Consider the following 15122-nt stretch of genomic DNA (forward strand, 5'->3'; position numbering starts at 1 on the left):
ACTCTCCATCAATGAACAGTTTAATCGAGGCAAATAAATGCTCTCAAAGGAACCTCACACGAGGTTCATACATAAGCTCTACTGGCTTAGTTCACTAGCACACTGTTGAGTTCTCAAGCAACACACTTCGGACCGCCGCGCCGCGAAGCGCCTTGGTCTTCGGCTTTTGTTTCAAGCTTTGTTCCAGGGATACCACCCTGGTTCGGGACCACCCACTCTACCACGATCGTGGGAGCTTGGTTCGTGTTCCCGGCGGCCGCTCGGTTTCCCTGGCGACTTGGAGAACTTTACATGCCCCCGAAACCCCCTTGCACAGGGGGGTCCCTTTTTTCGCGCCAGGCGCCTGACCTGCACCGATAGCTGCTCAGGACGGCAGTGGGGCTCCAGGCGATCCACGGGTCGCGACGACCGTCAGCACGACGAGCGCGGCCGTGAGCCCGGCGGCGACGTGGATGGGCGCCGGCGTGAACGACGCGGCCACGACGAGCACCGCGGTCACCGGGAACCCGATGGCGATCGGGCGGCACTCGTTCGCCGGCCCGATGTGCAGCAGCCACACGCTCAGCAGGAAGACCGCGACCGGCACCGTGGCCGGCAGCGCCGCGGCCACCCCGCCGAGGTGCAGCGTCCCGGTGTCGTAGGCGACCGCCACCTCGAGGCCGGCCCCGACGGCCGCGGCGGAGGCGAAGATGAAGTAGTGGCCGTAGCCCCAGCTCATCGACGTGAACATGGTCGGGCGACGCACGAGCCGCGCGTGGCCCGGCCGGTCGAAGTACAGCCACCACATCGAGAACACCAGGACGAGCGCGGCGGCGGCCAGCGAGATCAGCGCGCCCAGGTGCCCGGGTTCGGCGGTGCCCTCCTTGACCGCGTTGGTCGCGCTCAGGATCACCTCGCCGAGCACGATCAGCGTGAACAGCCCGTACCGCTCGGCGATGTGGTGCGGGTGCCAGGCCGTCCCCCTGCTGCTCTCCGCCCACACCGGCACGGCGAGCTCGGCCGCCACGAGCACGCCGAACGCGACGGCGCCCGCGGTCCCCGGCACCCACAGCCGCGCGATCCACAGCACCTGGACCACGACGATCCCCGCGGCGTAGCGCACCGCGGCAGGACGGCACGCCGGCTCGGACCGGGCTGCGCGCAGCCACTGGGCCACCATCGCCAGCCGCATCAGGACGTACCCGGCGACGATCAGGCGGAAGTCACCCTCGAACGCGCTGGACACCCCCGCCGCGATGGTCAGCCCACCGGCGATCTGCACGAGCGTGGCCAGCCGGTACGGGACGTCGTCGGTGTCGAACGCCGAGGCGAACCAGCTGAAGTTCAGCCAGCCCCACCAGATCGCGAAGAACACCATCGCGAACGAAGTCACGCCGTGCGCGACGTGCCCCTCGGCGAGCGCGTGGTGCAGCGCGGCCGCGGCCTGGCCGACGGCGACCACGAAGCACAGGTCGAACAGCAGTTCCAGCGGCGTCGCGGCGCGGTGGTGCTCATCGCGGTCGCGGGAGCGCATCGGCCGGTACCAGGCCCGGATCGGCGACGGCTGCTCGGTCATCGGGGCTCCCCGCGTCGGCCTGGGACGGACGCGATCATCCCAGCACGACGGGGGAGAAAGGGCGACCCGGATGAAGACGGGCGCGCCCGGTTCCCCCTCTCCCGGGCCCGCCCGTCGCCGTCACGCGCCGGCGGGCACCGATGGGCGGCCCTTCCGCGACTGCCGGACGGTCCCCCGCGGACGCCGACACCCACTGGATGGAAGGTGACCGAGTGTGTCCATTCCTTCGAACTCCGGACGCCTCGATCGCTCAAGCCGGTCACCCCATCCCCGGGTGGCCGACTGATCGCCACTGTCGGTAGCCGAAGCCGCGCAGTGAAGGCTCCATAAGATCTACCCGGTTGCTCTCCGTAGCACCAGTATCTTTCCGTGCCCGTCACTCGGATGGAGCATCGCGAATCTGCGGAAAGTAGTGTCTCAACCCCGGTGGAGGTCCGCGGCCGACGCCTCGGCCGTCCGGGCTTCGTGCTCCTGCTCGGCAGCCCGGTGGCGCCGCGCCCTGAGCTCGGCGATGGCCAGGACGAGCGCGCCGCACGTCAGGACGGCCGCGCAGCCGAGCGCGACGGAGAGCGCCACGGAGTAGCCGTGGCCGAGGAACATGCCGAAGACCGACGCGAGCACGGCGGTGCCGATCGCCGTGCCGATCCGCTGCCCGGTCTGCAGCGCGCCCCCGGCGACCCCGGCCATCCGCACCGGCACGCACTCCAGCGTCAACGTCGTGTTCGGCGAGATCACCATGCCGCCGCCCACCCCCGCGAACAGCAGCGGCAGCGCGTACGCCCACCCCGACGCCGACGGCGGGACCAGCTCGGCGAGCAGCGCGACGGCCAGCAGCCCGGCGGCGACCATGGCCAGCCCGGCGACGGTGAGCCGACGGCCGAACCGGGGCACGAGCCGGCCGGCGACGGCGGCCGACACCGCCGAACCGAGCGCGAACGGCGTCACCGACAGGCCCGACTGCAGCGGCGTGTAGCCGAGGCCCTGCTGGAAGTACATCGCGAAGACCAGCCAGATCCCGGCGAACCCGCAGAAGTAGAGCGCGCCGACCGCCGCGCCGGTGGCGTAGCCGGGGGTGCCGGTGAACAGGCGGATGTCGAGCAGCGGCGACCGGCCGCGCCGGACCACCGAGTGCTCCCAGCGGGCGAACGCGACCCCGAAGACGAGCGCGACGAGGAACAGCCACCACAGCCGGGTGAGGCCGCCCTGGTCGGCGTCGACGACCGGGAGCAGCACGCCGAGGACGGCGACGGCGAGCAGCACGATGCCGACGAAGTCGATCTCCGACCGGATCTTGAGCTGCTTCTTTTCGCTGCGCGGCAGCAGCCGCAGCGCCAGGACGAACGCGAGCACGCCGATCGGGACGTTGACGTAGAACACCCAGCGCCAGCCGTCCTCGCCGCCGAAGACGGCGAGGATGACCCCGCCGAGGATCGGGCCGACCGCCGTCGAGATCCCGACGACCGCGCCGAACATCCCGAACGCGCGGCCGCGCTCGGCGCCGCGGAAGAGGTCCTGGATCAGGCCGGTGTTCTGCGGGGTGAGCATGCCGGCCGCGACGCCCTGGGCCAGCCGGGCGAGTACCAGCGTGGTTTCGTTCGGGGCGGCGCCGGCCAGCGCGCTGGTGAGGACGAAGGCGGCGAGGGCGCCGAGGAACATGTTGCGGCGGCCGAACGCGTCCCCGAGGCGGCCGCCGGTGACCAGGACCAGGCCGAACGCCAAGGCGTACCCGGAGACGACCCAGCGGATGCCGCCGGGGCTCGCGTGCAGGCCGGCCTGCATCGAGGGCAGGGCAACGTTGACGATGCTGACGTCGAGCAGGCCCATGAACCCGGCCGTGAGCGAGACGGCAAGCGCCTTCCAGCGGCGAGGATCGGGTTCGTACGTCATCGAAGAGCTGCCCTCACGCGTGTTCACCGGCCGGGGATACCCACTCAGCAAACACGAAGGGCGGGATCCGCGCGCGTTGTCCGCGCGCGGATCGGCCCATCAGGTACTGGCCGTGATCCCGCGGATGCCCTTCAGCTCGCCGATCAGCATCGAGCTGACCTTCACCGGGTAGTCGTGGAGGGCGAACACCGTCTGGTTTCTCCCCACCAGCTTGAGGTGGACCATCGTTTCGCCCTTGTGCGCCAGCAGCGTGGACCGCAGCTCGCTCACCACGGACTGGTCGATCTTCTCGGCCGCGGCCAGCAGGACCAGGGGCGGCTCGTCGTCGCCGTTGCCCGTGCCGACTTCCGACAGGTCCAGCGTGGCCAGGCCGCCGCCGAAGATCGACATCTTGTCTTCGCGCCAGTTGACCCGGCCCTTGACCAGGACCGCGTTGTCCTCGATCAGCTCGCCCGCGAAGAGCGCGTACGACTTCGGGAAGAAGAGCACCTCGAGGGAGGCGTCCATGTCCTCGACCGTGCAGATCGCCCAGGGCTCGCCCTTCTTGTTGACCCGCCGTTCCAGTGACGTGATCAGCCCGGACACGACGATCTCGCCTTCCCTCGGCGGGTCGGCCAGGATCGAGGCGATCGGCTTCGGGGCGTGCTTGCGCAGGATCCGCTCGGCGCCGTCCAGCGGGTGCGCCGAGACGTACAGGCCGAGCATCTCGCGCTCGTAGGCGAGCAGCTGCTTGCGCGGGTACTCCTCCTCGCCGAACTTCAGGTGCGCGAGCGGCGACGAGGACACGGCGTCATCGTCGTCCCCGCCGAAGCCGAACAGGTCGAACTGGCCCATCGCCTCCTGGCGCTTGAGCGGGACGACGGCTTCGACCGCGTCCTCGTGGACCTGGATCATCGACAGCCGCGTGTAGCCGAGGGAGTCGAACGCGCCCGCCTTGATCAGCGACTCGATCACCCGCTTGTTGCAGGCCACGAGCTCGGACTTGTCGAGGAAGTCGGTGAAGGAGGCGTACTTGCCCTTCTCCTCGCGGGTCTTGAGGATCGACTCGACGACGTTCGCGCCGACGTTGCGGACGGCACCCAGCCCGAAGCGGATGTCGTCCCCGACGGCCGCGAAGCGCAGGGCCGACTCGTTGACGTCCGGTGGCAGCACCTTGATGCCGAGCCGGCGGCACTCGGACAGGTAGACCGCCGATTTGTCCTTGTTGTCACCCACCGAGGTGAGCAGGGCGGCCATGTACTCCGCGGTGAAGTTGGCCTTGAGGTACGCGGTCCAGTACGAGATCAGGCCGTACGCGGCCGCGTGGCTCTTGTTGAACGCGTACCCGGCGAACGGGAGGATCGTGTCCCAGAGCGCCTTGATCGCCTCGGGCGAGAAGCCGCCGGGCCGCAGGTCACTGGCCCGCATGCCGGCTTCGAAGCCCTCGTACTCCTTGTCGAGGACTTCCTTCTTCTTCTTGCCCATCGCGCGGCGGAGCACGTCCGCGCGCCCCATCGTGTACCCGGCCACCTTCTGGCCGATGTGCATGATCTGCTCTTGGTACACGATCAGGCCGTACGTGTCGGCCAGGATCTCCCGCAGCGGCTCGTCGAGCTCCGGGTGGATCGGCTTGACCTTCTGCCGGTTGTTCTTGCGGTCGGCGTAGTCGTTGTGCGCGTTCATGCCCATCGGGCCGGGGCGGTACAGCGCGCCGACCGCGACGATGTCGTCGAACACCGTGGGCTCCATGCGGCGCAGCAGGTCGCGCATGGGCCCGCCGTCCAGCTGGAACACGCCGAGCGTGTCGCCGCGGGCGAGCAGCTTGTACGTCTCGGGGTCGTCGACGCCCAGGGTGTCGAGGTCGACGTCGACCCCGCGGTTGGTCTTGATGTTGTCGATCGCGTCACCGATGACGGTGAGGTTGCGCAGGCCGAGGAAGTCCATCTTCAGCAGGCCGATGGCCTCGCACGACGGGTAGTCCCAGCCGGTGATGATCGAGCCATCGTCACGCTGCCAGAGCGGGATCGCGTTGGTCAGCGGCTCGCTCGACATGATGACCGCGCAGGCGTGCACGCCGGCGTTGCGGATCAGGCCCTCGAGGCCGCGGGCGGTCTCGAAGATCGTCTTGCACTCGTCGTCGGTCTCGACCAGTGCGCGGACCTCGGCGGCCTCGCCGTAGCGCTCGTGCTTCGAGTCGACGATGCCCGAGAGCGGGATGTCCTTCGCCATGATCGGCGGCGGCAGCGCCTTGGAGATCTTGTCCGCGATCGCGTACCCCGGCTGGCCGAAGTGGACGCGCGCGCTGTCCTTGATCGCGGCCTTCGTCTTGATGGTGCCGAAGGTGATGACCTGGGCGACCTTGTCCGCGCCGTACTTCTCGGTGGCGTACCGGATCATCTCGCCGCGACGGCGGTCGTCGAAGTCGATGTCGATGTCCGGCATCGAGACGCGCTCGGGGTTCAGGAACCGCTCGAACAGCAGCTTCTGCGGGATCGGGTCCAGGTTGGTGATACCGAGGACGTACGCGACCAGCGAACCGGCGGCCGAACCACGGCCGGGGCCGACGCGGATGCCGACGCGGCGGGCGTAGCTGATGAGGTCGGCGACGATGAGGAAGTAGGCCGGGAAGCCCTTCCCGATGATGACGTCGAGCTCGATCTCGATGCGCTCGTTGTAGTACTCGTCCGGCACGCCGTCCGGGAACCGCCACTTGAGGCCGCGCTGGACCTCTTCGCGCAGCCAGCTGCCCTGGTCGTAGCCCTCCGGCACCTCGAAGAACGGCAGCCGGTCCTTGTGGGAGTAGACCTCGTCGTAGGACTCGACGCGCTCGGCGATCATCAGCGTCGTGTCGGCCGCGCCGGGGACCTCCTTGTCCCAGTACTCGCGCATCTCGGCGGCGGACTTGAGGTAGTAGCCGTCGCCGTCGAACTTGAACCGGGTCGGGTCGTTGAGGGTCTTGCCCGCCTGGACGCACAGCAGCGCCGAGTGCGTGTCCGCCTGGTCCTTGGTGACGTAGTGCGAGTCGTTGGTGGCGATCGGCTTGAGGTCGAGCAGCCTGCCGACCTCCAGCAGGCCTTCGCGCACCGACCGCTCGATCGGCAGGCCGTGGTCCATCAGCTCGAGGAAGAAGTTGTCGGCGCCGAAGATGTCCTTGTAGTCGGACGCGGCCTGGATGGCCGCCTCGCGCTGGCCCAGCCGCAGCCGGGTCTGCACCTCGCCGGACGGGCAGCCGGTGGTGGCGATGATGCCGGAGCTGTTCTCGGCGATGAGCTCGCGGTCCATCCGGGGCTTGCGGTAGTAGCCCTGCATGCTGGCCAGCGAGGACAGCTTGAAGAGGTTCCGCAGGCCGGTGGCGTTCTGCGCGAGCATCGTCATGTGGGTGTACGCGCCGGCACCCGAGACGTCGCCGCCCTCACCCAGCTCGTCGGACCCGCGCTGGTTCGACTGGCCCCAGAAGACCGGCTTCTTGTGGAAGCGGCTCTCCGGCGCGATGTAGGCCTCGATGCCGATGATCGGCTTGAGGCCGTGCTTCTTGGCCTGCTGGTAGAACTCGTCGCCGCCGTACATGTTGCCGTGGTCGGTCATGCCGACCGCGGGCATGCCGAGGCGCGCCGCCTCCGCGAAGAGGGGAGCGATCTTCGCCGCACCGTCGAGCATCGAGTACTCGGTGTGGACGTGCAGGTGGACGAAGGAATCGTTCGACACCAGCGAAAACCTCCCCTAGTGAATCGGACCGGCGCGCCGGGGTCCCCCACCCTAACCGGTGGCACCGACAGTCCCGACACGTGCTCGCCGGGTCGATTCTGCTCCTCGCCGGTGGTGTTCCGCCGCTGCGACGCGCCCCCCTCTTCGGGCGGAAACGAGCACGACACGCGCCGCTGCCGGTCGGTCACGCGGACGGCACCCGGCGCATGACTCGCACGTCGCGAACGGGTCGTTCGCGACCTGCGGGGCAAGGCAGGCCACGGCGGTGAGGTAGACCACAGACGCCGCGGCTCGCGTTGACACGGGACGCACCGGCACCGAGCATTCCCGCCATGAACCTGTCTGACAGCCAGACAGCCGGACAAGGTGGTCCTCGCCGGGTGAGCGCCATGGAAGCCGTGCTGGCCCACCTGCGTGCTTCGATCGAGCGCGGCGAGTACGCCGTCGGCGGGAAGCTCCCCTCCGAAGCGGCCCTGAGCAGGGAATTCGAGGTCAGCCGGTCGGTGGTCCGGGAAGCCCTCCGCGGTCTGCAGGCGCTCGGCATGACCGAGTCGAAGACCGGCAAGGGCACCTTCGTCACCGCGACCGGCCCGGCCGACAACCCGACCTTCGGGCCCTACTCGGCCCGCGATCTCATCGAGGTGCGCCGGCACGTCGAGATCCCCGTCGCCGGGTACGCGGCCGTGCGGCGCAGCCAGGACGACCTCGACCTGCTCGCCCACCTGCTCGACCGGATGGACGCCGAGACCGACAACACCGCCTGGGTCGCCCTCGACTCGCTCTTCCACATCACCATCGCCCAGGCCTCGGGCAACCCCGTGTTCGGGAAGGTGATCGAGGAGATCCGGGACGCGCTCGCCCGCCAGTCCGCCTTCCTCAACCAGCTCGGCGACCGGCGCCGCCAGTCGAACATCGAGCACCGGGAGATCGTCACGGCGATCGCGGACGGCTCGGAAACCGGCGCCGTCGAAGCCATGACCGCGCACCTGCAGCACGTCGAAGCCACTCTGACCAGCATCGTGAACGGGGACCAGTGACCGAACAGACCCTCACGGCCACGACCGGCAACACCACCGACGCGGGTGACGCCGGCTACGAGAAGGCCCTCAAGCCCCGGCACGTGAACATGATCGCCATCGGCGGGGCGATCGGCACCGGGCTCTTCCTCGGCGCGGGCGGGCGGCTCGCCCAGGCCGGGCCGGCGCTGGCGATCGTCTACGGCGTCTGCGGGCTCTTCGCCTTCTTCGTCGTCCGCGCGCTCGGCGAGCTGATCCTGTACCGGCCCTCCAGCGGCGCCTTCGTCTCCTACGCCCGCGAGTTCATGGGCGAGAAGGGCGCGTACGTCGCCGGCTGGATGCACTTCCTCAACTGGTCGACCACCGGCATCGCCGACATCACGGCGATCGCGCTGTACGCGCACTTCTGGTCGTTCTTCTCGCCGATGCCGCAGTGGGTGCTCGCGCTGATCGCGCTCGCCGTCGTCCTGACGCTGAACATGGTGTCGGTGAAGCTGTTCGGCGAGATGGAGTTCTGGTTCGCGATCATCAAGGTCGCCGCGCTCGTGCTGTTCATGGTGATCGGCATCTTCCTGCTGGTGACGCAGACGCCGATCGACGGCGTCGCGGGCGGGCCGCAGCTGATCGCCGACCACGGCGGGATCTTCCCGTCCGGGCTGCTGCCGATGGTGCTGATCGTGCAGGGCGTGGTGTTCGCCTACGCCTCGGTCGAGCTGGTCGGCGTCGCCGCGGGCGAGACGGAGAACCCGGAGAAGATCATGCCGAAGGCGATCAACTCCATCATGTGGCGCATCCTGGTCTTCTACGTCGGCTCGGTCGTGCTGCTGGCGATGCTCCTGCCGTGGAGCTCCTACACCAAGGACCAGAGCCCGTTCGTCACCGTGCTCTCGCACCTGGGCGTGCCCGCGGCCGGCAGCGTGATGAACCTGGTCGTGCTCACCGCGGCGCTGTCCAGCCTGAACTCCGGCCTGTACTCGACCGGCCGCATCCTGCGGTCGATGGCGGTGGCGGGCTCGGCGCCGAAGTTCACCGGCGTGATGAACCGCAGCCACGTGCCCTACGGCGGGATCCTGCTGACCGCGGCCGTCTGCGTGGTCGGCGTCGGGCTCAACTACCTGGTGCCGAAGGAGGCCTTCGACATCGTGCTGAACTTCGCCGCGATCGGCATCCTCGCCACCTGGGCCATCATCGTGCTCTGCCACCTGCTGTTCGTGCGCAAGGCGAAGCGCGACGGCTTCGAGCGGCCGTCGTTCCGGCTGCCGTTCTCGCCGTACACCGAGATCGCGACGCTGGTGTTCCTCGCCGCCGTCGTCGTCCTGATGGGCTTCGACGAGACCGGCCGGATCACCCTGCTCGCGCTGCCCGCGATCGCCGTCGCCCTGGTCGTGGGCTGGTTCGGCGTGCGCAAGCGGATCGACATGCGGGCGTTCGACGAGGAGGGCCTGTGAGCCACGAACCCCTCGTCGAGCTGATCCGCGACGGCCTGGTCGAGGGCGTCCACCACGGCTCGGCCGTGGTGCTCGCCCCGGACGGCTCGACGCGGTTCGCCGCCGGGGACGTCGACACCGCGATGTACCCGCGGTCGACGGCGAAGCCGCTGCAGGCCACCGCGATGGCGCGGCTGGGCCTGCGCCTGTCCCCCGCCGGGTTCGCGATCGCCGCGGCCAGCCACTCCGGCGAGCCGATGCACCTCGACGCCGCGCTCGACGTCCTCGGCGGGCGCTCCCCCGGCCTGCTGGGCAACCCCGCGGACTTCCCGTTCGACCCCCTCGAGCGCGACCGCTGGGTCGCCGGCGGCCGGGCACCGTCCCGGACGGCGCACAACTGCTCCGGCAAGCACGCGGCCATGCTCGTGACGTGCGAGCTGAACGGCTGGAGCACCGAGGGCTACCTCGACCCGGCCCACCCGCTGCAGCGCGCGATCGCCGCCACGGTCGAGGACCTGACCGGCCGGGACATCCTGCGGGTCGCGGTCGACGGCTGCGGCGCGCCGCTCTTCGCGACGACGCTGCGGGGGCTCGCCACGGCGGTGTCGAAGATCGCCGCGGCCGCGCCCGGCACGCCCGAGCACCTGGTCGCCGACGGGATCCGGACGCACCCGGAGCTGGTCGGCGGCAGCCGCCGCGACGTCACCGCCGTCATGCGCGCGGTGCCGGGGCTGATCGCCAAGGACGGCTTCGAGGCCGTCCAGGTCGCCGCGCTGCCGGACGGGACGGCGATCGCGTTCAAGATCGCCGACGGCGGGGACCGGGCACGCTACCCCGTGCTGGCCGCACTGCTCGGCCGGTGCGGGGTGGACGTCCCGCCCGGTCCGGAAAACCTGCGATTCACCGGAAATCTCTCTCTCCGCCGTCCGGGGGTCCGGGTGGCGGAGCCCCCGGCCCGGGGCGAAGCCCCGAATGTCACAGGGAGCCTGCGATGACCGTCCGCCGCGAACACGACCTGCTGGGGGACAAGGACGTTCCCGCCGAGGCGTACTGGGGCGTGCACACCGCCCGCGCCCGCGAAAACTTCCCCATCACCGGCACTCCGATCTCCGCCTACCCGCACCTGGTCGAGGCGCTGGCCGCGGTGAAGGAGGCCGCGGCGCGCGCCAACGCCGAGCTGGGGCTGCTCTCCCCGGAAATCGCGAACGCGATCACCGGAGCCTGCCGGGAGATCCGCGAAGGCGCGCTGCACGGCGAGTTCGTCGTCGACGTCATCCAGGGCGGGGCCGGGACGTCGACCAACATGAACGCCAACGAGGTCATCGCCAACCGGGCGCTCGAGCTGCTCGGGCACGCCAAGGGCGACTACCACGTCGTGCACCCCAACGAGCACGTCAACCTCGGGCAGTCGACGAACGACGCCTACCCGACCGCGGTCAACGTCGCGACGATCATCGCCGTGCGCGGGCTGGCGGAAGCGATGATCGTGCTGGAGAAGGCGTTCGCGGCGAAGGCCGTCGAATTCCACGACGTGCTGAAGATGGGCCGCACGCAGCTGCAGGACGCCGTGCCGATGACCCTCGGCCAGGAGTTCGGCACCTACGCGGTGATGCTCGGCGAGGACCGGCAGCGGCTGGGCGAGGCCGTCGCGCTGCTGCACGAGATCAACCTCGGCGCGACCGCGATCGGCACGGGGCTCAACGCCGCGCCGGGTTACGCCGAAGCCGCGTGCCGCCACCTGCGCGAGATCACCGGGCTGCCGGTCGTCACCGCGGCGGATCTGGTGGAGGCCACCCAGGACTGCGGGGCGTTCGTGCACCTTTCGGGCGTCCTCAAGCGGATCGCGGTCAAGCTTTCCAAGAGCTGCAACGATCTGCGGCTGCTGTCCTCGGGCCCGCGCGCCGGGCTGAACGAGATCAACCTGCCGCCGGTGCAGGCCGGTTCGTCGATCATGCCGGGCAAGATCAACCCGGTGATCCCCGAGGTGGTCAACCAGGTCGCGTTCGAGGTGATCGGCAACGACGTCACCGTGACGATGGCCGCCGAGGCCGGCCAGCTGCAGCTCAACGCGTTCGAGCCGATCATCCTGCACTCGCTCTCGGAGAGCATCACGCACCTGGGCGCGGCCTGCCGGACGCTGGCGGAGAAGTGCGTTTCGGGGATCACGGCGAACGTCGACGTCATGCGCGCCTACGTCGAGAACTCGATCGGCCTGGTGACGGCGCTCAACCCGAGCATCGGTTACGCGGCCGCGACGGAGATCGCGAAGGAGGCACTGGCCACCGGGCGCGGGGTCGCCGAGCTCGTCGTCGAGAAGGGCTTGATCCCGGCCGAAGAGCTGGCGAAGCTGCTCCGTCCGGAAACCCTGGCGCGCGCGAACTGAGGTACGGTCGGATCCGGAAGGATCGACTCCACTTCGGAAGGCTGGCGCCCGTGCTGGACCGATTTGTCGACAAGCTGCTCGGACTCCCCCGCACCGAAGGGCCGAAGCCGGTCGTGACGCGCGATCTCGCCGTGCCGATGCCCGACGGCGTCACGCTGCTCGCCGACCGCTACGCCCCGGCCGGGACGACGTCGGCGCCGGTCGTGCTGATCCGGACCCCGTACGGGCGGAAGGGCCTGGTTTCGAAGCTCTTCGGCGACACGTTCGCCCGGCACGGGCTGCAGACGGTCGTCCAGAGCACCCGCGGCTCGTTCGGCTCCGGCGGCGAGTTCCGGCCGTTCCACCTCGAACGCGAGGACGGCCTCGCCACCGCCGAGTGGCTGCGCGCCCAGCCGTGGTGCGACGGCAGCCTCGGCATGGCGGGCGCCAGCTACCTCGGGCACACGCAGTGGGCGATCGGGCCCTACCTCGACCCGCCACTGGCCGCGATGTGCCTCGGGGTGACGGCGTCGGAGTTCGTCTCGACGTTCTACCCGGGCGGTGTCCTCGCGGCGGACAACATGGTGTCGTGGTCGGCGATGATCGGCCGCCAGGAGGAACGGTTCGCCGCCCTGCCGAACCCGCGGCAGACGCGCCGGACCCGCCGGGCGATGGCCCACCTGCCGATCAGCGGCGCCGACGTCGCCGCGATCGGCAAGCCGGTGCGGTTCCTCCAGGACGTCACCGAGCACTTCGTCCCCGAAGACGACTACTGGGCCATGTCCGACCACAGCGCCGAAGTGGCGCGGCTCGACGTCCCGGTGTCGATGGTCACCGGCTGGTTCGACCTGTTCATCGGCTCGCAGCTGCGCGACTTCCGGATCCTCGCCGACGCGGGAAAGGCGCCGCGGATCACGATCGGGCCGTGGGCGCACGGCGAGCCGGCGAGCATGGGCCCGATGATCCGCGACCAGCTCGGCTTCCTGCGCGCGCACCTGCTCGGCGACCGGACGTTCCTGCAGCGGTCGCCGGTCCGGCTGTTCCTCCAGGGCGCCGGCACGTGGCTGGACTTCGAGTCCTGGCCGCCGCCGTCGAAGACGACCGCGGCCCACCTGCGGCCGATCGGCGGGCTCGGCGAAGCCACGACCGACCCGGCGCTGCCGACGCCGTTCACCTACGACCCGGCCGACCCGACCCCGGCGGTCGGCGGGCCGCTGCTGACCGGCGAGTGGAAGCAGCGCGACAACCAGGAGGTCGAGGCCCGGCCGGACGTGCTGGTGTTCACCGGCGAGCCGCTGCCGTCGGACCTCGACGTCATCGGCGAGGTGTCGGCGACCGTGCACGTGCGCACCGAGCTGGGCCACGCCGACGTCTACGTCCGCCTCTGCGACGTCGACGCCGGCGGCGTCTCCCGCAACGTGACCGACGGGATCCTGCGCCTGCGCCCGGGTTTCCCGGCCGCCGACTCCGACGGGGTGGTGACCGCGGAAGTCACCCTCGACCCGACGGCCTACCGCTTCCGCCGCGGCCACCGGTTGCGCGTCCAGGTGGCGGGTGGGGCGTTCCCGCGGTTCGTGCGCAACCACGGCACGGACGAGCCGGTCACGTCGGCGGTGGCCGGCAAGCCGAACCGCTTCGAGGTCTTCCACGACGCGACCCGCCCGTCCCGGATCACCCTGCCGGTCTTCACCGGCTGACAGCGCCCCAAGGTGGCCTTGGTTGCGTTGAACGCACCGAAGGCCACCTTGGGTGCGTTCAACGCACCGAAGGCCACATTGGGGCGCTGGGGGCGGGTCAGAGCGGGATCGTGCGGTGGTGGCTGGTGACCCGGCCGTCGTCGTGGAGGACGTGCAGCAGGAGAGCCGGCGGGCGGTCGTACTCCAGGGGGCCGCCGTCGGCCCAGCCGCGGTCCGCGCCCGGCTCGACCGGCAGCAGCGAGCCGGAAACGACCCCGGGTGCGATGCGCAGCGGGACGCCGGCGAACGTCGTCGACGCGCCCGTGTGCACGTGCCCGGCCAGCAGGGCCGCCACCCGCGGATGGCGGGCGAGCACGGCAGCCAGCCTGCCGGAGCCGGTCTGCCGGATGGCGTCCACCAGCGGGACGCCGACCTCGACCGGCGGGTGGTGGAACGCGACGAACGCCGGGCCGTCGCCGCCGGAGAGGACGCCGTCGAGCCATTCGAGGGTCTCGTCGGCGAGGAAGCCCGCGCCGCGGCCCGGGATCGTCGAGTCGCACAGCGCGAACAGCACGCCGCCGATCTCCTGCGCCAAGTCGATCGGGCCGTCCGACGCGGGCAGGCCGAGCAGGCCCGTGCGAAACGCCGCCCGCACGTCGTGGTTGCCCGGGCACACCAGCACCGGCGCCGGGTGCTTCAGCAGTTCGGCGGCGCGCGCGTACTCCTCGGCCGTGCCGTGGTCGGCGATGTCGCCGGTGACGACCACCGCGTCGACCGGCCGCGCCAGCCCGCCGAGGTAGCCCATCACGGCCGCGACGCGGTCTTCCGCACGCGACCCGCCGTCGAGGTGCAGGTCGCTCAGGTGCGCGATGATCATTTTCCGTCCTTCCCCAGGTACGCCAGGGCCTTGACCCAGTTGGCGACGAGCACCGCGGAGGCGGTGGCCAGGTCGCCGTCGCGCAGGGCCGCGGCGATGCGGCGGTGCTCGCCGATGCTCTCCCCGGCGTGGCCATGCCGGGCGAAGTACGCCGATTCGTAGCGCTTGAGCAGTGGCTTGGTCTGCTCGATCAGCCGCAGCAGGTGCGGGTTCGGGCAGCGGGACAGCAGCAGCGCGTGCCACCGGTCGTCCAATGTGGACAGATCAGCGCCGTCCGCGAGCGCCATTTCGCCGGCGACGGCGTCGAGCGCGTCCGGCAGGCCGGCCAGCTCGAGCGGCGACGTCCAGCGCAGCGCGAGCGCTTCGAGCTCGGCCACCAGCGGGTAGAGCCGGCGTGCCTCGTCCGGGTCGAACGGCGGCACCAGGAATCCCCGGCCGGGCGCGGAGACCAGCAGGCCGCGGTCGGCGAGCCCGATCAGCGCCTCCCGCAGCGGCGTCCGGCTGACGCCCAGCTCGCGGGCCAGGTGCACCTCGTTGACCCGGGTGCCTGCCGCGAGCCGCCGGTCGAGCACGCGGGCCGTGATCTGCTCGATGAGGTCGCTGCGCAACGGGGTGCGGGCCATGCCGGGCAGTATTGC

General features: G+C 70.5%; 10 protein-coding genes. 5 read left to right on the forward strand and 5 right to left on the reverse strand.

The features are described 5' to 3' along the window. Nucleotides 1-364 precede the first annotated feature (364 nt). The 3 genes from ACLJQE_RS43700 to dnaE all read right to left on the reverse strand — a co-directional run bounded on the left by ACLJQE_RS43700 (nucleotide 365) and on the right by dnaE (nucleotide 7126). Nucleotides 365-1555, reverse strand: a complete 1191-nt coding sequence (locus ACLJQE_RS43700) for a low temperature requirement protein A (RefSeq protein WP_410645762.1) — start codon at nucleotides 1553-1555, stop codon at nucleotides 365-367. A 417-nt stretch (nucleotides 1556-1972) separates the two neighbouring features. After that, nucleotides 1973-3442 (reverse strand): MFS transporter, encoded by a 1470-nt coding sequence (locus tag ACLJQE_RS43705; protein WP_410645763.1) that lies wholly within the window; start codon nucleotides 3440-3442, stop codon nucleotides 1973-1975. Between the two features lie 99 nt (nucleotides 3443-3541). Further along, entirely contained in the window at nucleotides 3542-7126 is a 3585-nt protein-coding gene (gene dnaE / locus ACLJQE_RS43710; RefSeq protein WP_410645764.1) for a DNA polymerase III subunit alpha, read from the reverse strand. A 389-nt stretch (nucleotides 7127-7515) separates the two neighbouring features. On the opposite strand from dnaE, the gene ACLJQE_RS43715 reads away from it, so the two are divergent. Genes ACLJQE_RS43715 through ACLJQE_RS43735 form a run of 5 tightly spaced genes read left to right on the forward strand, consistent with a single transcriptional unit; the run spans nucleotide 7516 to nucleotide 13628 of the window. Continuing rightward, on the forward strand, nucleotides 7516-8163 hold the full coding sequence (locus ACLJQE_RS43715) for a FadR/GntR family transcriptional regulator (protein WP_410645786.1): 648 nt from the start codon (nucleotides 7516-7518) through the stop codon (nucleotides 8161-8163). Next, a complete protein-coding gene (locus ACLJQE_RS43720; protein WP_410645765.1) occupies nucleotides 8160-9590 on the forward strand; it encodes an amino acid permease in 1431 nt (476 codons plus the stop codon). Before ACLJQE_RS43715 ends, ACLJQE_RS43720 begins: the two co-directional genes overlap by 4 nt. Then, complete coding sequence (locus tag ACLJQE_RS43725) at nucleotides 9587-10564, forward strand: asparaginase (protein WP_410645766.1); 978 nt, start codon at nucleotides 9587-9589, stop codon at nucleotides 10562-10564. The genes ACLJQE_RS43720 and ACLJQE_RS43725 overlap by 4 nt, the downstream gene beginning before the upstream one ends. Then, nucleotides 10561-11952: an aspartate ammonia-lyase gene (gene aspA, locus ACLJQE_RS43730; protein ID WP_410645767.1), complete on the forward strand. Its 1392-nt coding sequence runs from the start codon at nucleotides 10561-10563 to the stop codon at nucleotides 11950-11952. Before ACLJQE_RS43725 ends, aspA begins: the two co-directional genes overlap by 4 nt. Before the next feature lie 50 nt (nucleotides 11953-12002). Next, the gene (locus ACLJQE_RS43735; RefSeq protein ID WP_410645768.1) at nucleotides 12003-13628 is read left to right on the forward strand and encodes a CocE/NonD family hydrolase; all 1626 of its coding nucleotides are present in this window, start codon (nucleotides 12003-12005) and stop codon (nucleotides 13626-13628) included. A 97-nt stretch (nucleotides 13629-13725) separates the two neighbouring features. On the opposite strand, the gene ACLJQE_RS43740 is transcribed toward ACLJQE_RS43735, so the two are convergent. Both ACLJQE_RS43740 and ACLJQE_RS43745 read right to left on the reverse strand, forming a co-directional pair. Next, complete coding sequence (locus ACLJQE_RS43740) at nucleotides 13726-14484, reverse strand: metallophosphoesterase (protein ID WP_410645769.1); 759 nt, start codon at nucleotides 14482-14484, stop codon at nucleotides 13726-13728. Further along, entirely contained in the window at nucleotides 14481-15107 is a 627-nt protein-coding gene (locus ACLJQE_RS43745; RefSeq protein WP_410645770.1) for a GntR family transcriptional regulator, read from the reverse strand. The genes ACLJQE_RS43740 and ACLJQE_RS43745 overlap by 4 nt, the downstream gene beginning before the upstream one ends. Between the last annotated feature and the right edge of the window lie 15 nt (nucleotides 15108-15122).

The organism is Amycolatopsis sp. lyj-346 (assembly GCF_046548975.1).
Classification (GTDB): Bacteria; Actinomycetota; Actinomycetes; order Mycobacteriales; family Pseudonocardiaceae; genus Amycolatopsis.